Annotated in this window: 26 protein-coding genes, 1 tRNA gene and 1 other RNA gene; 14 read left to right on the top strand and 14 right to left on the bottom strand. The window is 56.2% G+C overall.

Annotated features, from left to right (window positions below):
- Positions 1-176 precede the first annotated feature (176 nt).
- Positions 177-764 (top strand): HNH endonuclease, encoded by a 588-nt coding sequence (locus tag GOV90_RS02965; RefSeq protein ID WP_171090203.1) that lies wholly within the window; start codon positions 177-179, stop codon positions 762-764.
- On the opposite strand, the gene GOV90_RS02960 is transcribed toward GOV90_RS02965, so the two are convergent.
- Complete coding sequence (locus tag GOV90_RS02960; protein ID WP_171090201.1) at positions 761-1,228, bottom strand: disulfide bond formation protein B; 468 nt, start codon at positions 1,226-1,228, stop codon at positions 761-763. The genes GOV90_RS02965 and GOV90_RS02960 overlap by 4 nt on opposite strands.
- On the bottom strand, positions 1,225-1,803 hold the full coding sequence (locus tag GOV90_RS02955; RefSeq protein ID WP_171090199.1) for a YqaA family protein: 579 nt from the start codon (positions 1,801-1,803) through the stop codon (positions 1,225-1,227). The genes GOV90_RS02960 and GOV90_RS02955 overlap by 4 nt, the downstream gene beginning before the upstream one ends.
- Before the next feature lie 147 nt (positions 1,804-1,950).
- Here GOV90_RS02955 and GOV90_RS02950 point away from each other — a divergent pair.
- A tRNA-Leu gene (locus GOV90_RS02950) sits at positions 1,951-2,036 on the top strand.
- Complete coding sequence (locus tag GOV90_RS02945; RefSeq protein ID WP_171090198.1) at positions 2,027-2,338, top strand: hypothetical protein; 312 nt, start codon at positions 2,027-2,029, stop codon at positions 2,336-2,338. Before GOV90_RS02950 ends, GOV90_RS02945 begins: the two co-directional genes overlap by 10 nt.
- On the opposite strand, the gene GOV90_RS02940 is transcribed toward GOV90_RS02945, so the two are convergent.
- The 3 genes from GOV90_RS02940 to fumC are packed head-to-tail and all read right to left on the bottom strand — an operon-like array spanning position 2,323 to position 4,111.
- Positions 2,323-2,544 carry a ribbon-helix-helix domain-containing protein gene (locus tag GOV90_RS02940; protein WP_171090196.1) on the bottom strand — a complete coding sequence of 74 codons (222 nt, stop codon included), beginning with the start codon at positions 2,542-2,544 and terminating at the stop codon, positions 2,323-2,325. The genes GOV90_RS02945 and GOV90_RS02940 overlap by 16 nt on opposite strands.
- The gene (locus GOV90_RS02935; protein ID WP_171090194.1) at positions 2,541-2,717 is read right to left on the bottom strand and encodes a DUF4169 family protein; all 177 of its coding nucleotides are present in this window, start codon (positions 2,715-2,717) and stop codon (positions 2,541-2,543) included. The genes GOV90_RS02940 and GOV90_RS02935 overlap by 4 nt, the downstream gene beginning before the upstream one ends.
- Positions 2,717-4,111, bottom strand: a complete 1,395-nt coding sequence (gene fumC, locus GOV90_RS02930; RefSeq protein WP_171090193.1) for a class II fumarate hydratase — start codon at positions 4,109-4,111, stop codon at positions 2,717-2,719. The genes GOV90_RS02935 and fumC overlap by 1 nt, the downstream gene beginning before the upstream one ends.
- Before the next feature lie 207 nt (positions 4,112-4,318).
- Here fumC and GOV90_RS02925 point away from each other — a divergent pair, with 207 nt between their 5' ends.
- Positions 4,319-4,882, top strand: coding sequence for a hypothetical protein (locus GOV90_RS02925; protein ID WP_171090191.1), 564 nt, complete (start codon positions 4,319-4,321; stop codon positions 4,880-4,882).
- Positions 4,883-4,908: 26 nt separating this feature from the next.
- Here the strand turns inward: GOV90_RS02925 and GOV90_RS02920 are convergent, their stop codons facing one another.
- The 9 genes from GOV90_RS02920 to GOV90_RS02880 form a co-directional block, all read right to left on the bottom strand.
- Positions 4,909-5,367 (bottom strand): SspB family protein, encoded by a 459-nt coding sequence (locus GOV90_RS02920; protein ID WP_171090189.1) that lies wholly within the window; start codon positions 5,365-5,367, stop codon positions 4,909-4,911.
- A gap of 76 nt (positions 5,368-5,443) precedes the next feature.
- Entirely contained in the window at positions 5,444-6,709 is a 1,266-nt protein-coding gene (gene chrA, locus GOV90_RS02915; RefSeq protein WP_171090187.1) for a chromate efflux transporter, read from the bottom strand.
- Between the two features lie 224 nt (positions 6,710-6,933).
- On the bottom strand, positions 6,934-7,365 hold the full coding sequence (locus tag GOV90_RS02910; RefSeq protein WP_171090185.1) for an ester cyclase: 432 nt from the start codon (positions 7,363-7,365) through the stop codon (positions 6,934-6,936).
- A gap of 100 nt (positions 7,366-7,465) precedes the next feature.
- Positions 7,466-7,813, bottom strand: a transfer-messenger RNA (tmRNA) gene (gene ssrA, locus GOV90_RS02905).
- Between the two features lie 36 nt (positions 7,814-7,849).
- The gene (locus tag GOV90_RS02900) at positions 7,850-8,212 is read right to left on the bottom strand and encodes a DUF4345 family protein (RefSeq protein ID WP_171172812.1); all 363 of its coding nucleotides are present in this window, start codon (positions 8,210-8,212) and stop codon (positions 7,850-7,852) included.
- 17 nt (positions 8,213-8,229) lie between these two features.
- Positions 8,230-8,880, bottom strand: a complete 651-nt coding sequence (locus GOV90_RS02895; protein WP_171090181.1) for a TenA family protein — start codon at positions 8,878-8,880, stop codon at positions 8,230-8,232.
- 59 nt (positions 8,881-8,939) lie between these two features.
- Complete coding sequence (locus tag GOV90_RS02890) at positions 8,940-9,593, bottom strand: hypothetical protein (protein ID WP_171090179.1); 654 nt, start codon at positions 9,591-9,593, stop codon at positions 8,940-8,942.
- 13 nt (positions 9,594-9,606) lie between these two features.
- Positions 9,607-11,007 carry a selenium-binding protein SBP56-related protein gene (locus tag GOV90_RS02885; protein ID WP_171090177.1) on the bottom strand — a complete coding sequence of 467 codons (1,401 nt, stop codon included), beginning with the start codon at positions 11,005-11,007 and terminating at the stop codon, positions 9,607-9,609.
- A gap of 114 nt (positions 11,008-11,121) precedes the next feature.
- Complete coding sequence (locus GOV90_RS02880; protein WP_171090175.1) at positions 11,122-11,853, bottom strand: FadR/GntR family transcriptional regulator; 732 nt, start codon at positions 11,851-11,853, stop codon at positions 11,122-11,124.
- A 115-nt stretch (positions 11,854-11,968) separates the two neighbouring features.
- Here GOV90_RS02880 and GOV90_RS02875 point away from each other — a divergent pair, with 115 nt between their 5' ends.
- The 10 genes from GOV90_RS02875 to rseP all read left to right on the top strand — a co-directional run bounded on the left by GOV90_RS02875 (position 11,969) and on the right by rseP (position 20,966).
- Positions 11,969-12,733, top strand: coding sequence for a DUF2182 domain-containing protein (locus tag GOV90_RS02875; RefSeq protein WP_171091158.1), 765 nt, complete (start codon positions 11,969-11,971; stop codon positions 12,731-12,733).
- Positions 12,734-12,737: 4 nt separating this feature from the next.
- A complete protein-coding gene (locus GOV90_RS02870) occupies positions 12,738-13,442 on the top strand; it encodes a DUF1326 domain-containing protein (protein ID WP_171090173.1) in 705 nt (234 codons plus the stop codon).
- Positions 13,442-13,969 (top strand): DinB family protein, encoded by a 528-nt coding sequence (locus GOV90_RS02865; RefSeq protein ID WP_171090170.1) that lies wholly within the window; start codon positions 13,442-13,444, stop codon positions 13,967-13,969. The genes GOV90_RS02870 and GOV90_RS02865 overlap by 1 nt, the downstream gene beginning before the upstream one ends.
- Positions 13,970-15,073, top strand: a complete 1,104-nt coding sequence (locus GOV90_RS02860; RefSeq protein WP_171090168.1) for a dimethylsulfoniopropionate demethylase — start codon at positions 13,970-13,972, stop codon at positions 15,071-15,073.
- 104 nt (positions 15,074-15,177) lie between these two features.
- Positions 15,178-16,173 (top strand): acryloyl-CoA reductase, encoded by a 996-nt coding sequence (acuI, locus tag GOV90_RS02855; RefSeq protein ID WP_171090166.1) that lies wholly within the window; start codon positions 15,178-15,180, stop codon positions 16,171-16,173.
- Positions 16,174-16,353: 180 nt separating this feature from the next.
- A complete protein-coding gene (gene frr, locus GOV90_RS02850; protein ID WP_171090164.1) occupies positions 16,354-16,917 on the top strand; it encodes a ribosome recycling factor in 564 nt (187 codons plus the stop codon).
- A 9-nt stretch (positions 16,918-16,926) separates the two neighbouring features.
- A complete protein-coding gene (locus GOV90_RS02845; RefSeq protein ID WP_171090161.1) occupies positions 16,927-17,658 on the top strand; it encodes an isoprenyl transferase in 732 nt (243 codons plus the stop codon).
- The gene (locus GOV90_RS02840) at positions 17,655-18,437 is read left to right on the top strand and encodes a phosphatidate cytidylyltransferase (protein ID WP_171090159.1); all 783 of its coding nucleotides are present in this window, start codon (positions 17,655-17,657) and stop codon (positions 18,435-18,437) included. Before GOV90_RS02845 ends, GOV90_RS02840 begins: the two co-directional genes overlap by 4 nt.
- The gene (gene dxr / locus GOV90_RS02835; protein ID WP_171090157.1) at positions 18,437-19,609 is read left to right on the top strand and encodes a 1-deoxy-D-xylulose-5-phosphate reductoisomerase; all 1,173 of its coding nucleotides are present in this window, start codon (positions 18,437-18,439) and stop codon (positions 19,607-19,609) included. The genes GOV90_RS02840 and dxr overlap by 1 nt, the downstream gene beginning before the upstream one ends.
- A gap of 4 nt (positions 19,610-19,613) precedes the next feature.
- Positions 19,614-20,966, top strand: coding sequence for an RIP metalloprotease RseP (gene rseP, locus GOV90_RS02830; protein ID WP_171090155.1), 1,353 nt, complete (start codon positions 19,614-19,616; stop codon positions 20,964-20,966).
- Positions 20,967-21,009 lie beyond the last annotated feature (43 nt).

The following is a 21,009-nucleotide window of genomic DNA, read 5'->3' as shown; positions in this document are numbered from 1 at the left end:
CTGTGGATAAGTGTCACGTACCTGTCACAGATTCGGCTTACCCAGTCTGCGACATATTGTGGAAACTCAGGGCTTGTCAGAGTTTTAACACGATATATAGTTATCTTAAGGCCGGGGCGGGTGCTCCCCGCTCTGGTGTCACAAACGGGCAGCTGAGAGCGAGGAGCGATTCTGTGATGGACGGAGATTTCAGGACCGAATTTGTAAGAGAGCCGGGTATGCTCAAACAACACCCGGCCCTGGTTTTGAACGCCGATTACCGCCCCTTGTCCTACTACCCGCTGTCCTTGTGGCCCTGGCAAGAGGCGATCAAAGCGGCTTGGCTGGATCGGGTCGACATCGTGGCCGAATATGACGAGGTCGTCCGAAGCCCGAGCACCGAGATCCGAATACCCTCGGTCGTTGTATTGAAAGACTATGTAAAACCCAGAAAGCGCGTGGCCTTCACGCGCTTTAATTTATTTTTGCGGGATGAATTCCGCTGCCAGTACTGCGGCAGCCGCGATAACCTGACTTTTGACCATGTGGTGCCGCGCGCGGCAGGCGGCGTGACCAGTTGGCAGAACGTGGTGGCGGCCTGTAGCCCCTGCAACCTGCGTAAAGGGTCCAAATCGCTGCGTCAGGCGGGGATGACATTGCGCAAGCCGCCACGTCAACCTGATGCTGAGGCGCTGCGCAATATTGGGCGGAAGTTCCCGCCGAACCATCTGCACGAAAGCTGGATCGACTTCCTGTATTGGGATGCGGAACTGGACGAGTTTTAAGCGCGCGCCCGCCAGGCCGCGATCCAGATCAGCATCAGCACTGCCGAGGCGATGGCGTTCCAGCCTGCCATCGAGATGCCGAACATCTCCCACGGGATATCGTCGCAACGCACCAACGGCGCGTTCATGATCTGATCGAACAGGTCATCCGTGCTCAATCCACTGATATCGCCCGAGGTGCAGCTGCTGGGGCCTTCCCACCACCCTTGTTCGACGCCAGCGTGAAAAACGCCGATGACCGAAGTTGTCGCGGCTGCTGCTGCACCCAGCAACGGCAGGATACCAAATCTTGGCAAGGCCAGTGCCACCGCACCGATCGCAATAGCCACAGCGTGTGGATAGCGCTGCCAGATGCACATCTTGCACGGTGCAAGCCCGCCCAAATGCTGAAAGCCAAACGCAGCCAACAATAGGGCTGCTGAGCCAATCGTGGCGAGGGCCACAAGTACGGATTGTCTTGTCATAGATATTTAACCGCCACGAACCCGCCGAAAAGAAGGATGATGAACAGCGTGAACATAAGCCCCAGACGCTTTTCGATAAAGTCCCGGATCGGCTCGCCGAAGCCCCAAAGCAGGCCGGCAACCAGAAAGAATCGCATGGCACGCGCCAGAATCGATGTGGCGATGAAGGTGCCTAGCGGCATTCCGGTCCAGCCGGACATGATGGTGATGACCTTGTAAGGGAAGGGCGTCACACCCGCAGCCAGCACAGCCCAGAAGCCGAAATCGTTGAAACGCGTGTTGAACTCTTCCATCGCGTGCGCCTTGCCCATGGATTCCAGAATGGGCTGACCGATGCTTTCATAGAAGAACGCGCCAATCGCATAGCCCAGCATCCCGCCTAAAACCGAAGCCACCAGCGCAACGGTTGCAATCAACCAGGCGCGTGACGGGCGGGCCAGAATCATCGGGATCATCAGGACGTCAGGGGGAATCGGAAAAAACGAGCTTTCGATGAAGGCGACAATGGCCAAGGCCCACAGGGCATGAGGGTGTTCGGCCAGACGAATGGTCCAGTCATAAAGCGATCGTAACATAAACAGTACTCAAATCCCGTTTGCGGCCCCAAGAAGGCAAACCATGCACCTGACGGACCGTCAACCGCCCAGATTGAAACAAATGGAATATGGGATGTTTTTTGCCTCTGGACCTTCCTGCGCTTGGGCGCTAATCCAGTGTCCGTGGCCCAAGTGGCGGAATGGTAGACGCAGGGGATTCAAAATCCCCCGCCTTCACGGGCGTGAGAGTTCGAGTCTCTCCTTGGGCACCACATCCTCTTTTAACCTGCTATTTGTCTTTCGCGATCAGATGGTTGCGTTGCTGTATTGTCGTAGCTTTTGTTGCCGCAGCCTTGAGACGCGCGATTATACCGCCTTGCGAATACTTGGATACAAAAACGAAACGGCGACGATCTGGCGTGGTTTTCTACAACGCCTGAAAACTGAGCGGTCCAAGAAAACGAGACAGGGGGAATGGGAAACAATTACGGCGCTGCGCTTCAATTGTTCATCGCAAGTTTTTAACTTCATGGCCAAAGGCGAAGCCGGGCATATGCCTCAAACCTTGTTCTGATACCATTTCAGAACAAACACCCGAATGGCCGATGCAAGGCCAGTTTCAGGATCGCGTTCAACATCAATTTCTGCGGCCAAAACATTGATCGGAAGTCTTTTTTCAGCCGCTATGTCGCGGAAAGCTCGCCAGAATTCATCTTCAAGCGACACGGATGTTCGGTGCCCCTTGAGAGTCAGAGAGCGCTTGATTGGGCGGCCGCTCATTCGTCTAACTCGCGCTTGTCGAGGTCACGCTTCAGCTTGTCCTGTTCAAACTTGGCGATTTCTTTCTCGGCCTTGGTGCGGCCGAATGCGACAGCATTCTGATCCGCGCGGGCTTTCTTTTCAGCCCGCGCTTTTTCTTTACGATACCGGTTCAGGTTAACCGGCTTGCCCATCAGTCTTTTGGACCAATCATCTGCTCGGGGCGGACGACGGCGTCAAAGGTTGCTTCGTCCACAAAGCCCAGCGCGATGGCCTCTTCCTTGAGGGTTGTGCCATTCTTATGCGCCGTCTTGGCAACTGTTGTGGCGTTGTCGTAACCGATAGTTGGCGCCAGCGCTGTGACCAACATCAGTGATTCCTTCATCAGCTTGTCGATGCGCGGTTCGTTGGCCTTGATGCCCATCAGCATCCGCTCAGTAAAGCTGTCAGAAGCATCGCCCAACAGCTGGATTGACTGCAGCAGGTTGTAAGACATCATCGGGTTGTAAACGTTCAGCTCGAAATGACCCTGGCTGCCTGCGAAAGTCATCGCGGCGTTGTTGCCCATCACGTGGGCGGCGACCTGGGTCAACGCTTCGGCCTGTGTGGGGTTCACCTTGCCGGGCATGATCGACGAACCTGGCTCGTTCTCGGGCAGAATCAGTTCGCCCAGACCCGACCGTGGGCCCGAGCCCAGGAAACGAATGTCGTTGGCGATCTTGTAGCAACTGCCCGCAATCGTCGCCAAAGCGCCTGACAGGAAGACCATCGCGTCATGGGCGGCGAGTGCCTCGAACTTGTTCGGTGCGGTGACGAAGGGCAGGCCGGTAATATCAGCCATGTGGCCTGCGACGGCCTCGCCCCAGCCGTGTTGGGTGTTAAGCCCTGTACCAACTGCGGTACCGCCTTGCGCCAGCTCGTAAATCCCAGGCATGGCTGCATGAACACGGGCAATACCCTGGCGAATCTGATGGGCGTAACCGCTGAATTCCTGTCCCAGCGTCAGAGGCGTCGCGTCCTGCGTGTGGGTCCGACCGATCTTGATGATGTCTTTGAACTCTTCGGCCTTCTGTTCCAGCCCCGAGGCAAGTTTCTCGAGCCCCGGAAGCAGCACGTCACGCACGCTGGTCGCGGTGGCCACATGCATGGCGGTAGGGAAGGTGTCGTTCGAAGACTGACCCATGTTACAGTGGTCGTTCGGATGCACCGGGTCTTTTGAACCAATCACACCACCCAGAATTTCGATGGCGCGGTTTGCAATGACCTCGTTCGAGTTCATGTTCGACTGCGTGCCCGAGCCGGTCTGCCAGACAACCAGTGGGAAGTTGTCATCAAACTTGCCCTCGATCACTTCACCAGCGGCTTGAATGATCGCGTCGGCAATTTTTGCATCCAGTTTGCCGGTGGCTTTGTTCTGCATTGCGCAGGCTTTTTTGATCACGCCCAGCGCGCGGACGATGGCGACGGGCTGTTTTTCCCAACCGATGGGGAAATTCATGATCGAGCGCTGCGTCTGCGCGCCCCAATATTTGTCGGCAGGAACCTCAAGCGGGCCAAAGCTGTCGGATTCGGTGCGGGTCTGAGACATCTGTCACTCCGTCTGGTATGCAGTTGTATGCCGTTTAGCCGCAGCAAAGCCGTGACGCAATCGGCCAGTTGCGCGCACCTTAGCCAGAGGCGTCGCAAAGGTATAGGTGGCGGGGTGCGTCACTTTACTTAAGAAAGCCGGGGAAAGTGCCATTGTGCGTGGGTCTCTGTGAGCTACAATAAGAAGGTGAACGCCGTGGAGGACAAGATGCCAAATTTCCATCGTATTGCGCTTGCAAAAGCCGTCACAATCTTTGCCATTTGCGCATTGTGGCTGTCCGTTTTCAGCGATTCTGCACGGGCTCAGGACATTGCACCTTTTGTGGGGGATTATATCGGGTCTGCTAACGTCGTGGATGCTGATGGCACCTCAACCCCTCGGGACATGAGCGTTTCCATTGTTGAAACCCAAAATGGGTTCAATGTCAGTTGGCGGACCACGACCTACAAGTTGGACGGGCGCGTCAAGGAACAGAAGTTTTCTATCGACTTTGTGCCCTCGGGCCGCGGGGATTTGTTTTCGGCCGCAATGAAGCGCAATGTCTTTGGCCACGAAGTGCCGTTGGACCCGATGAAAGGGGAACCGTTTGTCTGGGGTCGAATCGTGGGGGATACGATGACCGTGTTTTCTTTGTTCATCGATCAGGATGGCGGGTACGAACTGCAGCAATTTGATCGAACGCTTGCAGAAGGCGGGCTGAACCTGTCCTTTTCGCGTTTCATAGACGGTGTAAAATCCCGGTCTGTCGAAACATTTCTGCAAAAGAAATAACCCCGCGCGCGGCGGGGTTGAGGTGGTTATTTCCGGAAGCTGTCGAGTGAAACCACGTCTGCGTCGTGATGTGGCTCTTCTTCTTCGACTTCTATCGACTCTTCCATGATATGATCATCGTCTAACTCACCCTCGGGGCTTTCAAAGCGCAGGCCAAATTCAACAGACGGATCCACGAAGGTCTTGATCGCGGCATAGGGGATGTACAGCGGTTCAGGCGCGTCGCCGAAATTCAGCGTTATGGCAAAACCGGATTCGCCAACTTCAAGGTTTTCGAACCAGTGCTGCATGACGATAGTCATTTCTTCCGGATACCGTTCACGCAACCAGTCAGCGATGTCTACACCGTCCTCGCGCGTGTCGAAGGTGATAAAGAAATGATGCGCCCCGGGTAAGCCGGTTTCGGAAACATCCGTCAGCACTTTCTTGATGAGCCCGCGCATGGCGGAGTGCATCAGGTTGCCGTAATCGATGCCTTGCGACATGTGTGATCCTCAAAAGTGGTTATGCCCAGCATAGGGCTTTTGTTCGGAAACGAAAGGGCAGGTATGGCCGGATTGATCATATAGTGTGTGCGGCCAGCCCGGCGACAGACATCAGGGCCAACACGGTGCCCATCCCTAATTTCAGTCGAAAAATCAAGGCCCCAGCCAGAATTGTCAAACCCAAAGCGGTGAAATCCATTTGCGAAAGTTGCGGCGTGGGTATTGCCAGTGGGCCCCAGGATATGTGGGGAACTGATTCGAATAGAACGTTCAGGGCAAACCACACGGAAAGGTTGAGAATCACTCCGACAACAGCAGCGGTGATGCTGTGAAGGGCGGCCGACAGGCGCGGTCGCGCAGCCAGCCGGTCAAGGTACGGGGCGGCCAGGAAGATCCACAGGAAGCACGGCACAAAAGTTGCCCAAAGAGCGACCGCGCCGGCCGCCAAAGCCAGGCCAAAGCCTCCGCTCAACTCTCCCGCAAGCATTGCGACAAACTGAGTGACCAGAATCAAAGGGCCGGGTGTGGTTTCCGCAAGGCCCAATCCGTCGATCATCTGGTCAGTGCTGATCCAGTGATACTGATCCACAACCGTCTGGGTCATATAGGCGAGTACAGCATAAGCACCACCAAATGTGACGACGGCCAACCGTGCGAAAAACCAGCCCAAATCGCTCAGCAATTGGTGTCCGCTTATGGTCAATGCAACCAAGGGACCAAGCCAAAGAGGTAACCAAACAGCGATGGTTCGCAGGGATGGCTTCAGGTGCGACGGCTGGTTCGGCTCATATGGTTCCGTCGGGCCTCGGAAAGTCGCGTATCCCCAAAATGCGGCCGCAAAGATGATCAGCGGGAAGGGGAGGTTCAGCAGGAAAATGCTAAGGAATGAGAGTGCGGCGACGACGTAGTGGTCTTTGTCCGTCAAAGCTTTGCGCGAAAGGTTGCGCAGCGCTTGCAAGACAATCACGATGACTGTTGCCTTGACGCCGATGAAGGCCGATTGCACCAATGGAAGGTCTCCAAACGCAGAGTAGAGCGCGACCAAAACAGCGATGACTATTGCGCCGGGCAAGACAAACAAGCTGCCAGCGATCAGCCCCCCGGAAACCCCACGCAAACGCCATCCGGCGTAAGTGGCCAATTGCATGGCTTCTGGACCCGGCAGCAACATGCACAGTGACAAGGCACGCAGGTAGGTTTGCTCATCCAGCCATGGTCTGCGTTCGACCAGTTCCTGATGCATCAGAGATATCTGCGCCGCTGGTCCGCCAAAGGACAGCAACCCGATCCTGCCAAAGACGCGAATTAACTCTGGGACCGAGGGCGTCACGGAACCGCTCATGCTGTATGGCCCAAAAGCTCAGACTGGTTCCAGAATTTGGAAGTGTCGAAGGCAGCCAAAAGCACTAAGACTTGCTGTTCAATGTCGGGTGGCCAAGTCACAACATTTAATCCTGCAAGTCCCGAAAGATGCGAAACTTGCGGCACCGCCTTGGGGTGTTCGCATTTGGACCCCTTGGCGCTTGCTAACGTGCAAGCGCAATTGGGGTCAAGATTGCTTTGGGTTCAGGCCCAGTCCAGACGTTGACCTGTCATGCACATGGGCAGTGTGTCGGATGGAAATTGGCCTAACTCTTCAAAGAACGAGATGAAATCAAAGTGATTGTAGGCCTCAACCATCTTGTCGCCTTTGAACCGCGCCATGACCTGTCCCGTGACCTCCAAAGGCGCGCCGTTGTCGGCGCGGAAGGTGCGAACGTTCAAAATCGCTGACACCCAATCCCCGTTTTCGATGATCTTGGGCAGTTCAACCTTGATGTCGCCCAGGATATGGCGGAACGCGGTGACCAGGTCGCGGAAATCATCTGCACCAACTTGCATTTCGGGGATCAGCCCTTCGGCCATCGTTTCCGGCGCAAAATATTGATCGATTGCCTCGGTATTTCCGTTTTCCCAAACTTCGGAATACCACGCCCTGAGTATCTCTGAATTTGTCATCCAAGCTCTCCTGTCCAAGTGAGGGCACGATGACAGGCAGGAATGAACAAACTCTGAATGTGCCCTAAAAAAGGGAATAAGGTCAGACATGTCAGGGAATAATGCAGGTTTCTGTTGCCAGGTACCTGCGAACCCCGCCTTACGCGGCTAGGCGCAAGGGCTTAGATTTCGGTCTTGTTACTGCTTACGCAGCAACTGCAACCGGAGCACGATTGTCGTTTGCAATTGTACTAGTTTCGCCGATAACGGTGGCAGACAGCCGAGACAAAGCTAACCCCTTTAGACGTTCGTCGATCCTGTTTCGGCCCCAAAATCCCCAAACGAAGGATGGTTGGTGGAGCCGCCGGGTACCGCCCCCGGGTCCGATCCGCTTATTACGAGCGCGTTTATGTCCATAGTCCCGAAGGACATTCCATATATAGGTGAGGTGATGGTTAGATGCAAACTCAGATTGCACCTCAATCAACCCAATAGTCTCAGTTGGTTAGGTTGTTTTATTAAAGTTTGCAGCAATCAGCCAAACGGCCAGAACCAGTTCGATTCCCCCAAAGATCATCGCCTTGGCCAACGGCGGATTGTCCAGCGCGACCGATACAAATCGGCCTAACGCTGCCCCCGAATAGACGATGCCCAGCATGACATAGGCCATCGGATTGTTCAGCCAGATAACGGCGATTCCGGTGACGACAAACAGACCTCCGACCGAGGCGCGCATTTCAGACAAGCCCATCGTGCTGTTGGTCGGGGCCAGATCAAGGGCCGAGGCAGTGTGGGCCGGGGCCAGAAACCCAAACGCGCCAAACCCGATGGTCAGCAACGCAGCAATCACGTTCAGAGTTGTGACCATTCCGGCCCCCTTATGGTTCAGGCCGCGTAGGCGGCGTCAAAGAAATCACGTTCCAGTTCGACTGCGCGATGGAACAATCGCGTGACCTCGGCCTGTTCAGCCGCATCCAACGTCGGCCAAACCTTATCCAGCTGTCCACGCAGATATTCGACCACGCTTTCAAACCCTTCGCCCGCATGTAGCGTGATCCATTCGGCAAACCAGAAGGGCAGGTCGTCTTTGGGTGGGTTTTCCGGGCTGGCCCAACTCAGATAGACCCATTCGGCCACGACCAGCACGGCCAGCATGTTCTGATAACGGCCCGAGGCCACGGCCTCGGCCATCAGGTCCTGAAACGCCCGTGTGGCGGGGGCGGGTTCTGTGCTGGGTTTTGTGCCCAAAGCCTCCATCGCGCGCAGGAAATAAGTGTTCTCGGGGCCTGTGATCACCGCGAGAAACTGCGCAGCTGGTACGCTGTCTGCGAGGGTCGGAGCGTGCGCGATGGCACTGGCAAGCAAACGCACAAATCCGTCCACGAACTGATAATCCTGCTGAAGGTACCAGCGCATTTTGTCCTCGGGCAGGGTGCCGTCGGACAGCTCGCGCGTAAAGGCGTGGGAGGTGGCGGCTTGCCAGTCATCACTTCTGCCCTGACGCAGCATTTCGGTCGGGCGGGTTTGGTCCAGCATTCGGAAACTCCGTTTTTGTCTTGCCGCAGACAAAGCGCGTTTCAAATCAAAGTACAAGATCAACCAAGCGCTGACCAAAGACCAAGGCCGCCAACCAATATCAGGCTTAGCGCCCAGATGAGCTCAAGATTGAACCAACTGCGCGACAGAACCTGCAGGCCCAGCCAACGATAGACGGCAAAAGCCAGCAGACCGCCGCCCAGAACCATGGCGGCTGTGTGCAGCGCGGCGACGCCCAGAACCAGTAGTGTGTTTGTTGTCATGATCTGGGATATCGCTTGATGGCCGGCGTCTAGTTCATCTACGGCACACAGCCCCAGATAGATCGGAACCAGCATCAGGGCGGCCCCATGCGCAAGGGCCACCAGAAACGACCATAGAGCCAGTTTGCTGGGGGGAATCCGTGACAAAAAACGGGGATGGCGACGGGTGATTGCGATGAACAACCCCATCGCGATGACTATCAGCGCTGCACCAATTCGGATTTCCTTTTGATAGTCGACCAGAACCGCCATCAGCGCAAAAGGCAGCAGCACTCCCAACATGGCCACAAAATGCCCGCCCGCCAAAGCCGCCAGTGCTTGCCAAAGCGCGGATTGGCGCTGCTCCATCAGCGCGGAAGAGACCGCCAGCGGCCAGCCCATGCCAGGGTTCAGGCCGTGATAGGCGCCGCTCAGAACAACGGCCAGCCAGAGGCCAGCCGTTGATGTCATCAAAACGTCCAACTCAGACCGAGGGGTAGCAGAAGCTGTCGGTTGAACAGTCTCCGCCTTCTAGCCGGATCTGGTGGCTGCGGTAGCCGTCGGGAAACGTCACCCAGAAATTCGGATCCAACGTCAACCCTCCGTTCTCGCCAACATCGGCCTTGACCATGGCCGCGCCGCCTTCGCCCGGATAGAATTGATCGTCCCAGGTGGAATAGAGCGAGTTGGTCCAATAGACGCGTTTGCCGTCACGGCTGATTTCAACCATTTGCGGACCGTAACCAAAACTCTGGCCATTTGGATGCTTGGTTTTCTTAACGATCCCCCCGATTTCAACCATACCAGCCAGCTTGGGGTTCATTGGGTCTGACACATCGTATTGATGCATCTCACCGGTGCCCCAGCACGAGACGTAGAGGTATTTGTCATCAAGGCTCAGGTCGATGTCAGTGACCAGCGGCGGCACCGCCGAAAACCCTTTGAGCAGATCTGGCAGATCATCGGGATCGGCTGGTTGCGGATCGATGGTGATTGTTTTCTTGGCCTCGAATGTGCCGTCATCATTGCGCCACCAGGTGAAGATCGCACCTTGCAAGTTGGTGGTGTCTACGACAACCCCGCAGAACCCATACTGCTTGACCGGGTCATGGGCCGGACGGATTTCCAGTGCCATCTGGTGGTTTTCACCAAGATCGATGGTCTGGATATTGGTCCGGTTACGCAGGTTCCAGAAATGGATGCGGTGACCGTATTTGTTCGAAAGCAAGTCTTCGGCCACTATCCCGTTTTCGAACTGAGGCGGCAGACCCCATTCAGAACTGACCATGTAATCGCGCGGGAGGTTCCACCAGAAATCATAATGCTTGTCCTGCACACCGCGCTCGATCTCATAGCGGCCGATGATCTCAAAGCTCTCACAATCCATAATGAAGATGCCCGGAGGACCATCAGTGCCGTCCGCGCCACCGCCGCCCAGCGTGCTGACATAGATGCCCTCAGGCCCGCAATGGATTGTGTGTGGGCGGGAATATCCAGTCTTGGCAAAGACTTCTTCGGGTTCGATGATCTTGTGGATCTTCGCCTCAAGTGGGTTTTTAACGTCGATGACGTAAATCCGGCTGGATCGAATGCCGGGGATGATCAGATAGCGCCGCTCCAGAAAGGCGTGCCCGGTCAACGGTGACAGGGCGGACGAGCAGGCATTCCATCCGAAATGGTGAAACTCATCGCCTTTCTCAGGCATGATCACCTGATGAACTATTTTTCCAAAATCGTCGGATGTTGGATCGACATTCACAACCGCCAACCCGTCTGGTTGCGAAAAATCCGGGCTAAGCATCAAGGTGAAAGCAAGCGTTTCAGTAGGCCCCTCCATCGCGAGCTTGGCGGATGGGTAAAAGGTTGGGTCCGGTCTAGTGTTCATAACGTCCTCCCGTAAGTCATTGATCTTCAATTCGTATTGAGAGTTCCGGTCTTGGCGCCGGATGACATTCTGCCTGCTCGTCTTCCTTTCGTTGCCTAAGCGCGCATTGGGCACTTAAGCTGGTTTGCGTTTACGCTCGGCCACGTCCTGCGCCAATTGGCGGGTGTAGTGTTCCAGATCGTTCAGCGCGGCGTCCACGGTTTCGGCGTCCTGCGCTTCAAGCGCGTCAACTATTCTGCTGTGCAACGCTATTATTTGCTCACGAGACCGCGCGGTGAAAGTGATCATGTTCATCAAGGGTTGCATCGCCTCGACCGCCCCCGCCAATTGATATGACAGGACCGGGTTTCCAGCCCCATCCACCAAGGCACGGTGAAAGGTCACGTCAGATGCACAAAAAGCTTCGTCAGTCAGACCCGGTTGAGATTGACGAAATATCTCGGCCCGCATGGTGGCCAATTGATCTGCGGTGCGTCGCTGCGCGGACAAAGGCGCACAGGCCCTTTCCAAAGCATAACGCGCCTCGCAGGCGGTATCAAAGCTGACCGCGTTCATCGACAGCAGCAAGGTCGAGGTTGTGATCTGCTGGGAATAGGCGTCCTCAAAACTCAGCCGATTTACAAACGCGCCGCCCGATGCCCCACGCTGTGTGCGGATCAGGGATTGCGCCGCCAATCGTTTTAACGCTTCACGCACGGTTGGACGCGATACCTGAAATTGTTCTGACAACTCGGCCTCAGACGGCAAGCGGGCATCCACGATCAACTCACCTGATACAATCGCATCCCGAATGGCTTGAGCGATCTGAGCGGACAGGTCAGCGGTTTTCCGGGGCGCGGCTTTCATCTTCAGAGGACCTTGGGCAAATTTTTATTTGTCTGACATTTAAAAGTCTGACATTTGAAAAGCAAGGGAGTTGAGTCGGGAGGCCGAAGTGAGTCGTACGTGGCTGCGCAGCGGAATGTGGCTGGGCTTTTATGTCCTGATCCTGTGGGCGTGGTGGGTCATGTTCTCGATGAGCCGGGACATGGACCTTGATCTGATAGGTCGCCCCGGACCCATGGGACAGACCATGGCGGCCATGGATCCGCGCATGGACATGTATATGCCCATGGCCGAGTTCGGGCCGCTGTTTTCAATGTGGGCGATCATGATGGCGGCGATGATGCTGCCGACACTTGTACCAACCCTGCGCAGCTATGATGACCTGATCCGCAGCGCAAATGGTAGCCGCGCAGGCTGGCTGGGCGTTCTGGCGGGGTACTGGCTCGTTTGGGTCGGATTTGCGGCTCTGATCACCGGGATTCAACTGATTTTGCTGTTTGGCGGTGTGGTCGATATGCTGGGCATCGCCAAGTCTGGCTGGGTTGCTGGCGGATTGATGATCGCAGTGGGGGCGTTTCAGTTCACCCGCGCGAAAGAGGTCTGCCACGGCGTTTGCCATGCCCCGATGACCTATTTTTTGGGCCATTGGAAAACCGGTTTCGCAGGCGGTGTTCGCATGGGTTTGGGCCTGGGCGCGTTTTGCGTGGGCTGCTGCTGGGGTTTTATGGCGCTGGGATTTGTGGGTGGTGTCATGAGCTTGTTGTGGATGGGTCTTGCAACACTGTTCATGGTTTTGGAAAAACTCCCACAAATCGGGCACGCGATAACGCGGCCTATGGGGTTTGCACTGATTGCGGGTGGTTTGGTCCTGCTCGTCTATCCAATTAGCTACGGAGGTTAAGCCAATGGCAAAAAACAGAAAACCAGAAGCCGATCGGTTACCTATCAGTCAACGGATCGACAGCCGGATGCCTAACCCCAAGCGGCGCGAAATGAGCCCAACGGATTGGTCGATCAAAGGCGAATTGATCCTGAACTGTTCGTGCGATGTTTTTTGTCCCTGTGTTGTGTCGTTGGGTGCGCACCCTCCGACCGAAGGCCATTGTCATGCCTGGATGGGCATCATCATCGATGACGGGCATTACGAGGGCGAAGATCTTTCGGGGCTGAATGTTGGTTTGTTGGTCGATATTCCGGGCCGGATGGGCGAAGGTCAGTGGAAAGTGGCGGCTTATGTAGACGAACGTGCCAGTGGCAAGGCGTATAACGGGTTGCTGCAAATCTTCAGCGGGCAGGCGGGTGGAACCACCGGGCTGTTCACCATGCTGGTGAGTGAGATCATCGGGGCCGAGCGCGCGCCCGTTCAGATCGAACGAGACGGCACCAAGCGCCGCATCATGATTGGCCGAAAAATACAGGGCGAGATTGAGATGCTGGGCGGTAAAGACCCAGAGCATCCCGTCATGGTGTCGAACTCGAAATACTGGATGGGCCCCGATATTATTGTCGCCCGTGGCACCAAGTCCAAAGTACGTGACTATGGCCGTGTCTGGGACTTTGGCGGTAAGTCGGCCGAGATTTGTCCAATTGACTGGCATGGGCCCAAGTAATGATCACCGGTGCATATGCGCGTGAGTTGGCGCAATACAATCATTGGCAAAACAAGCAGTTGGCGGAGTTTCTAAAAGAATTGACTCATGAGGAACTGGTCCTTGAACGCGGAGCGTTTTTCGGGTCGATCCTGGGAACAGCCAACCATTTGCTCTGGGGGGATTGGATCTGGATGTCTCGCTTTGAAAAGGCAGATGGACCGGAGAGCAACATTCACCGAACGGGCGGTGGAATTCATGAAAGCGTGTATCTGTGCCCCGACCTATCTGCATGGCTGCCCCTGCGAGAAAAGATTGACGCCCGCATCATCCGATGGGCTGACAGGTTGGGGGACGAACCTCTGACGGGTCCGTTCACGTGGTATTCAGCCGCGAAAGAGGCTGACATTACTTTGCCTTATGCGCGCTGCGTCATCCATATGTTCAATCATCAAACTCACCACCGGGGACAAGTGCACAAGATGCTGACCGAGGCGGGATCTGAAGCGCCGGTCAGCGATCTAGTCTTCATGCCGCAGGAGGATTGAATGCCGCAAATATCTCCTTCGCGCCGTCTGAGGCGTACGCCATTCTCGGATGGGGTCGAAGCTGCTGGGGTCAAAGGATATACGGTATATAACCGTATGTTATTGCCTACTGTTTTCGAAAGCGTCGAGGCTGACTATCGGCATTTGAAGACCCATGTGCAGGTGTGGGATGTGGCTTGTGAACGGCAGGTCGAACTGCGCGGGCCGGATGCTGCTCGGCTGATGCAGATGCTCACTCCGCGTGATTTGCGGGGGATGTTGCCGGGCCAGTGTTTCTATGTGCCGATCGTTGATGAGACCGGTGGAATGCTGAATGATCCGGTGGCCGTGAAACTGTCTGAAGATCGGTGGTGGATTTCGATTGCTGACAGTGACCTGTTGCTATGGGTCAAAGGGATCGCCGTCGGATACCGTTTGGATGTGTTGGTTGACGAGCCGGATGTATCTCCGCTTGCGGTTCAGGGCCCCAAGGCAGATGAGCTTATGGCGCGCGTGTTTGGCGACTGCGTGCGGGACATCCGGTTCTTCAGGTTCGATATGTTCGAGTTTGAAGGGCGCGATCTGGCGATTGCGCGTTCGGGTTATTCCAAACAGGGCGGGTTTGAAATCTATGTTGAGGGCAGCGAGATCGGCATGCCCCTTTGGAACGCGTTGTTTGCAGCAGGCGAAGATCTTCAGGTGCGCGCTGGCTGTCCGAACCTGATCGAGCGGATTGAGGGCGGTTTGTTGTCTTATGGCAATGACATGACCGACGATAACACGCCACACGAATGTGGGTTGGGCAAATTCTGCAACACCAACACCGCAATTGGGTGCATTGGGCGCGACGCGTTGCTGCGGGTGGCGAAAGAGGGGCCGATTCAGCAAATCCGACCTATCGCGATTGCGGGCGACCCTGTTCCGGGTTGTGATCGACCCTGGGGCCTTTACGCGGACGGAAAGTGGGTTGGGCAGGTAACATCGGCGGCATGGTCCCCGGATTTCAAGACCAATGTGGCTATTGGAATGGTGCGGTTGAGCCATTGGGATGCGGGAACGGAACTGGATATCGAGGTGCCGGGCGGGATGCGGCGTGCAACTGTGCAGTCGCATTTCTGGGTTTAACACAAGGGTTGGGGGCGCTGCCCCCGTCGCTGCGCGACTCCCCCGAGGTATTTTGGGCCAGGTGAAGGACTGGTCTGGTCAAAGAAACACGAAAGGATTTGAGAATGTTCAATGCGTTGGTGATGGAAAAGGACGAAGAGAGCGGCTTGGCGAGTGCATCGGTCAAGCAGCTTTCATTGGATGATCTTCCACATGGTGAGGTGACCGTGGGGGTGGAGTTTTCAACCGTGAATTATAAGGACGGTCTGTGCCTGTCACCCAAAGGGGGTGGGCTGGTGCGGGCATATCCGCATGTGCCGGGTATCGATTACGCCGGTACGGTCGAAGCCTCGTCAGATGAGCGATACAAACCCGGCGACAAGGTTGTTCTGACCGGTTGGCGTGTGGGCGAGGCGCATTGGGGCGGCTATTCTCAGAAAGCCAATGCGCGGGCGGACTGGCTGGTGCCGCTGCCCGACGGGCTGGACGCACGTCAGGCCATGGCTGTGGGTACGGCTGGGTTTACGGCCATGCTTGCGGTGATGGCGTTGGAAGATCATGGGCTGACCCCGGATCGGGGACCGGTTTTGGTGACCGGCGCTGCAGGTGGTGTTGGGTCGGTGGCCACAGCCATTCTGGGCAATCTGGGGTATGAGGTGGCGGCTGTGACCGGGCGCCCCGAAACCGGTGATTATTTGAAATCGCTTGGCGCGACAACGATTGTGCCCCGCGAAGAGTTGAATGAAACCACCAAGCGCCCGTTGGAAAGTGAAACCTGGGCTGGCTGTGTGGACGCGGTGGGCGGAGATATGTTGGCGCGTGTTCTGGGGCAGATGAAATACGGCTGCTCGGTTGCTGCCGTCGGTTTGGCCGGAGGCGCGGCCCTGCCTGCGACTGTGATTCCATTCCTGTTGCGGGGCGTGAACCTGTTGGGCATCGACAGCGTGATGCAGCCTTACGACAACCGACTGCGCGCGTGGCAGCGGATCGCGACCGATCTGCCGATGGACAAGCTGGAGGCGATGGTTCAGCCAGCCGCTTTGTCAGATCTACCACAGCTTGGTGCGGATATTCTGAAGGGTCAGGTCAAAGGTCGCGTTGTTGTTGATGTGAACGCCTGAAGTTGACGCGTACTGCATCCTCGGGCGGGCGCGCCTGGCCGAGGATCGGATCGGAGTTGGTACAAAATGGTCGCAACACCTCTGGCCATTGATACAATTCCCGACCATGATTGCTATACATCCCAATTGTGATGGCGTAAGACCCATCCAAAGAGTACCTGAAAACGGGGAGTGAGCAGCATGTCTGACGACTTCGAACTGGACACCGATGATCTCAAGCGCCGCATGGATGGCGCCATGGCCAATCTGAAAACTGAATTTGCCTCGCTGCGTACGGGTCGGGCTTCGGCATCTATGCTCGAGCCTGTCATGGTTGACGCCTATGGCTCGCTGACTCCGATCAACCAGGTGGGGACGGTGAACGTGCCGGAACCGCGGATGGTGACTGTAAATGTGTGGGATAAGTCACTGGTTGGTAAGGTGGAAAAGGCCATTCGCGAAAGCGGGCTTGGTATCAACCCTCAGCTGAACGGCACAATCATCATGTTGCCGATCCCGGAACTCAACGAAGAACGTCGGCGCGAGCTTGGCAAGGTTGCGGGGCAATATGCGGAAAGTGCTCGGGTTTCGATCCGTAACGTGCGCCGCGACGGTATGGACCAGATCAAGAAGGCCAAGGCGGACGGGATGTCGGAAGATGACCAGAAGCTTTGGGAAAGCGAAGTTCAGGATCTGACCGATGACATGATCAAGGCCGTCGACGCCGCACTTGAGACCAAGCAATCTGAAATCATGCAGGTCTGAGCTGGTTTGATGCCCAAAGATCCCCAAACCGATCCGGTTTCCGGCCCGCGCCACGTCGCTATCATTATGGATGGCAACGGTCGTTGGGCACAGGCGCGTGGCCGTCCTAGACTGTTTGGTCATCACGCAGGTGCACGGCGTGTCCGTGAGGTGGTAGAGGCCTGCCCGGGATTGGGGATCAAGTATCTGACTGTGTTTGCGTTTTCGACTGAGAACTGGAAACGAACCCAGGTTGAGGTCGCGGGCCTGATGAGCCTGTTTCGTCGATACATCATCAAGGAAACCCGAACTCTCGCCGACAATGGAATTCGCGTGCGGTTCATCGGTGATCGGGTCCGTCTGGATTCAAAACTGACCGAGCTGATGGATTCTCTGGAACAGGAAACGAAGGACAACGACCTTGTTCATTTGACCGTAGCGTTGAATTACGGTGGTCGGGATGAGGTTGCACGCGCTACTAAACGGTTGGCGCGTGATGTTGCCGAAGGGCGTTTGAAGCCTGAAGAGGTGGATGAAGAAACGCTGCCTAAGTATCTGGATACGCGCGTTCTTCCGGATCCGGATCTTGTTATTCGGACCAGTGGCGAAGCACGAATCTCTAACTTTCTTTTGTGGCAGTCGGCGTATTCGGAATACGAATTCATCGATACGCTTTGGCCGGATTTCACAGCAGCCGAATTGGAAGCCTTGTGCCGCAACTACGGCTCCAGAGAGCGTCGGTTCGGAGCGGTGCTGGCATGAGCGAAGGCCGATGGTCTGACCTGACAGCACGGGTTCTTTCTGCTGCGGTACTGGTCCTGATTGGCGCGGTCGAGGTGTGGCTGGGCGGTATCTGGTTCGAGATTTTTATCGCGGTGGCCTGTGGTCTGATGACCTGGGAACTGGTTCGGATGATTGAGCCGAACAGTCAGAGCACGGGTATTCAGTTGGGTATCCTGACAAGCGCTGCGGTTCTGCTCAGTTATCATGTGCCACCGCTGTATACATTGCCTGTTGTTGTCGCGCCTGCATTGGTGGGTATGGGGCAGGTGAGCCGGTCGAAAATTCTGTACGGGCTGTTTGCAGTTTGGATCGTTGGGGCCGGGTTGGGTTTTATCTCGATCCGCGAAAATTTCGGCTTTGGCTGGATGGTGTGGTTGATCGCCGTGGTCGTGGCAACGGATGTCGCTGGTTATTTCGTCGGCAAAACAATCGGCGGTCCCAAGTTCTGGCCCAGGGTCAGCCCGAAGAAAACGTGGTCGGGAACCGCAGGTGGATGGGCTGCAGCGGCCTGTGTAGGGATCGCCTTTGCAACCCATGCCGGTTTCGGATTCGCCTTTGTCGTTGTTTCGGTACTGGCTTCAATGGCAAGTCAGATCGGTGATATTATCGAAAGCGCGGTCAAACGTAAGTTTGGCGTCAAAGACAGTTCAAATCTGATCCCGGGCCACGGTGGCTTTCTGGATCGCTTCGACGGCATGATGGGCGCTGCGTTGTTTGTTCTGATCGCAGGGCTGATTTACGCGCCAGGTGGGATGTAATGCGCAAAGTAACTGTTCTTGGGGCCACAGGATCGATTGGGCAAAATACAATTGATCTGATCGCACGCGCGCCAGACGACTACGACGTCGTGGCTCTGACCGGTGGTGCGAATATTCAGCAATTGGCCGACGATGCGCGCCGCCTTGGGGCCAATCTGGCCGTGACTGCGCATGAAGATAAGTTGGACGACCTGCGCAGTGCACTTGCAGGTAGCGGCGTGGAAGTGGCGGCTGGGTCGCGTGCCATTGCCGAGGCCGCGGCGCGCCCGGCGGACTGGGTTATGTCGGCCATTGTAGGTTCAGCGGGACTTGCGCCGGGGATTGAAGCGCTCAAACAAGGGGCGACGCTGGCGCTTGCCAATAAGGAAACGCTGGTTTGCGCCGGGTCATTGGTTCTGGAAACAGCCAAGACCCATAATGCGCGGTTGCTGCCCGTCGATAGCGAGCATTCGGCCGTGTTTCAGGCACTGGTCGGTGAAGACATCGATGCGGTCGAGCGCGTGATTATTACGGCAAGCGGCGGAGCCTTTCGGGACTGGCCGCTGGAAGACCTGGCCACTGCAACGGTTGAACAAGCGTCCAGCCACCCGAATTGGGACATGGGCCAACGCATTACAATCGACAGTGCGTCCATGTTCAACAAGGCGCTGGAAGTCATAGAAACCAAAGAATACTTTTCGGTCTCCCCGACGCAGATCGAAGTTGTGGTGCATCCGGAATCCATCGTGCACGCGATGGTTGGATACCGGGATGGGGCGGTGATTGCCCATTTGGGCGCACCGGACATGCGTCACGCAATTGGCTATGCCTTGCATTGGCCCCAGCGCCGCAACCTTCCTGTGGAACGGCTCGATCTTACGAAACTGGGCCAACTGAACTTCAAGTCGCCGGACCTGACACGGTATCCTGCACTGAAACTGGCATGGGATGTCATGGATCGCGGCGGTTTGGCGGGCTCGGTATTCAATGCTGCAAAAGAACGAGCGCTGGACCATTTCATTGCTCGCCATATCTCATTTACGGATATGGCCGATGCAGTTGCTGCCGTTCTCGACCGATTTGATGCATCAGACGGCCTTATTGATGCCGCGATGACCCTTGATAACGTGCAGCAAACGGACCATTTGGCACGTCAATGGGTCGATGACACCGTGGTGGAACGAGCAGGATAGAATTTTGGACGTACTTTCGCTGATCCCTCAATTTGGCAATCTTCTTTGGACGATTGTTGCCTTTGTCATCGCCTTGTCGGTCATCGTGGCCGTGCATGAATACGGCCACTACATCGTGGGCCGGTGGTCGGGCATCCATGCCGAGGTGTTCTCGATCGGGTTCGGTCCGGTCCTGTGGAGCCGCGTCGACAAACGTGGAACCCGGTGGCAGATCGCGCTGCTCCCATTTGGCGGATATGTGAAATTCCTGGGCGACGCCAATGCTGCGTCGGGCAAGGATGAAGAGGCGATGGGCGAAATCGCCGCCCAAAGCCCGGAAGAGCTGCGGCGCACCATGCACGGGGCCCCGTTGTGGGCGCGGGCTGCCACAGTTGCGGCGGGTCCTGCATTTAACTTTGCCATGTCCATTTTTGTTTTCGGTATGATCTTCTGGTCTCAGGGCGTGTCGCGCGAACCCTTGACCGTGGGCTCTCTGCAGCCGTTGCCGGGGACGGTACAGGAACTGCGGGAAGGTGATGTGATCACCGCAATTGCCGGTGTTCCTACGCCAGACTACGATGAAGAGGGTGCCTGGCAGGATTTCATCGACGCGTTGCCGGTGCAACCGGTTCTGGATTACACGGTCATTCGCGATGGACAAACACTGGACGTTCAGGCCCCCTGGATGTTCCCACCGCTGATCCGTCAGGTTGCCCCGCGCAGTGCGGCCATGGACATCCAGTTAGAGCAGGGTGATGTGATCACAGCCGTGAACGGCGAACCGATCTTTGCCTTCGATCAACTGAAGGATTTTGTCGAAAGTTCGGATGGGCGCGTTTTGCTGTTGAATGTATGGCGAGACGGCTCTGATCTTGAGTTCGCGCTTGCCCCACGCCGTACGGATGAACCAAAGCCGGAAGGCGGGTTTGTCACACATTGGCGGATCGGGATCATCGGCGGCATGATGTTAGAGCCCGCCACTGAGCCCGCCGGTTTTGTGGATTCACTGCGTGGCGGCGTCATTCAGACCGGCCGTATCATCGAAGGGTCTCTGTCCGGCATGTGGCACATGATTACGGGAGCGATCAGCACCTGTAACATTTCCGGGCCAATCGGGATTGCTGAAACCTCGGGTGCAATGGCCAGCCAAGGGGCGCAGAATTTCATCTTCTTTATCGCGGTTTTGTCGACGGCTGTCGGTTTGTTGAACCTGTTCCCGATCCCGGCCTTGGATGGCGGTCATCTGGTATTCTACGCGTATGAAGCGGTCGCCGGAAAACCACCCAGTGATGGCGCGCTGAGGATTCTTATGGGGCTGGGGATCACTATCATCCTTACCCTTATGCTGTTCTCGGTCAGCAACGATCTGTTCTGCTAAATGTGGCGGTTGGTGCAAGTTTAGGCCGCATTCCCGCCTCAAT

It is taken from the genome of Ruegeria sp. HKCCA5929 (assembly GCF_013034525.1).
Taxonomy (GTDB): domain Bacteria; phylum Pseudomonadota; class Alphaproteobacteria; order Rhodobacterales; family Rhodobacteraceae; genus Ruegeria.
The sequence above is the reverse complement of the archived record's forward strand: the minus strand, read 5'-3'. Positions and strand labels throughout refer to the sequence as shown.

What these genes read in the sequence shown, in the direction of transcription:
- GOV90_RS02965 (WP_171090203.1), top strand. Translation starts at nt 177, where the DNA reads ATGGACGGAGATTTCAGGACCGAATTTGTAAGAGAGCCGGGTATGCTC.
- GOV90_RS02960 (WP_171090201.1), bottom strand. Translation starts at nt 1,228, where the DNA reads ATGACAAGACAATCCGTACTTGTGGCCCTCGCCACGATTGGCTCAGCA.
- GOV90_RS02955 (WP_171090199.1), bottom strand. Translation starts at nt 1,803, where the DNA reads ATGTTACGATCGCTTTATGACTGGACCATTCGTCTGGCCGAACACCCT.
- GOV90_RS02940 (WP_171090196.1), bottom strand. Translation starts at nt 2,544, where the DNA reads ATGAGCGGCCGCCCAATCAAGCGCTCTCTGACTCTCAAGGGGCACCGA.
- GOV90_RS02935 (WP_171090194.1), bottom strand. Translation starts at nt 2,717, where the DNA reads ATGGGCAAGCCGGTTAACCTGAACCGGTATCGTAAAGAAAAAGCGCGG.
- fumC (WP_171090193.1), bottom strand. Translation starts at nt 4,111, where the DNA reads ATGTCTCAGACCCGCACCGAATCCGACAGCTTTGGCCCGCTTGAGGTT.
- GOV90_RS02925 (WP_171090191.1), top strand. Translation starts at nt 4,319, where the DNA reads ATGCCAAATTTCCATCGTATTGCGCTTGCAAAAGCCGTCACAATCTTT.
- GOV90_RS02920 (WP_171090189.1), bottom strand. Translation starts at nt 5,367, where the DNA reads ATGTCGCAAGGCATCGATTACGGCAACCTGATGCACTCCGCCATGCGC.
- chrA (WP_171090187.1), bottom strand. Translation starts at nt 6,709, where the DNA reads ATGAGCGGTTCCGTGACGCCCTCGGTCCCAGAGTTAATTCGCGTCTTT.
- GOV90_RS02910 (WP_171090185.1), bottom strand. Translation starts at nt 7,365, where the DNA reads ATGACAAATTCAGAGATACTCAGGGCGTGGTATTCCGAAGTTTGGGAA.
- GOV90_RS02900 (WP_171172812.1), bottom strand. Translation starts at nt 8,212, where the DNA reads ATGGTCACAACTCTGAACGTGATTGCTGCGTTGCTGACCATCGGGTTT.
- GOV90_RS02895 (WP_171090181.1), bottom strand. Translation starts at nt 8,880, where the DNA reads ATGCTGGACCAAACCCGCCCGACCGAAATGCTGCGTCAGGGCAGAAGT.
- GOV90_RS02890 (WP_171090179.1), bottom strand. Translation starts at nt 9,593, where the DNA reads ATGACATCAACGGCTGGCCTCTGGCTGGCCGTTGTTCTGAGCGGCGCC.
- GOV90_RS02885 (WP_171090177.1), bottom strand. Translation starts at nt 11,007, where the DNA reads ATGAACACTAGACCGGACCCAACCTTTTACCCATCCGCCAAGCTCGCG.
- GOV90_RS02880 (WP_171090175.1), bottom strand. Translation starts at nt 11,853, where the DNA reads ATGAAAGCCGCGCCCCGGAAAACCGCTGACCTGTCCGCTCAGATCGCT.
- GOV90_RS02875 (WP_171091158.1), top strand. Translation starts at nt 11,969, where the DNA reads ATGTGGCTGGGCTTTTATGTCCTGATCCTGTGGGCGTGGTGGGTCATG.
- GOV90_RS02870 (WP_171090173.1), top strand. Translation starts at nt 12,738, where the DNA reads ATGGCAAAAAACAGAAAACCAGAAGCCGATCGGTTACCTATCAGTCAA.
- GOV90_RS02865 (WP_171090170.1), top strand. Translation starts at nt 13,442, where the DNA reads ATGATCACCGGTGCATATGCGCGTGAGTTGGCGCAATACAATCATTGG.
- GOV90_RS02860 (WP_171090168.1), top strand. Translation starts at nt 13,970, where the DNA reads ATGCCGCAAATATCTCCTTCGCGCCGTCTGAGGCGTACGCCATTCTCG.
- acuI (WP_171090166.1), top strand. Translation starts at nt 15,178, where the DNA reads ATGTTCAATGCGTTGGTGATGGAAAAGGACGAAGAGAGCGGCTTGGCG.
- frr (WP_171090164.1), top strand. Translation starts at nt 16,354, where the DNA reads ATGTCTGACGACTTCGAACTGGACACCGATGATCTCAAGCGCCGCATG.
- GOV90_RS02845 (WP_171090161.1), top strand. Translation starts at nt 16,927, where the DNA reads ATGCCCAAAGATCCCCAAACCGATCCGGTTTCCGGCCCGCGCCACGTC.
- GOV90_RS02840 (WP_171090159.1), top strand. Translation starts at nt 17,655, where the DNA reads ATGAGCGAAGGCCGATGGTCTGACCTGACAGCACGGGTTCTTTCTGCT.
- dxr (WP_171090157.1), top strand. Translation starts at nt 18,437, where the DNA reads ATGCGCAAAGTAACTGTTCTTGGGGCCACAGGATCGATTGGGCAAAAT.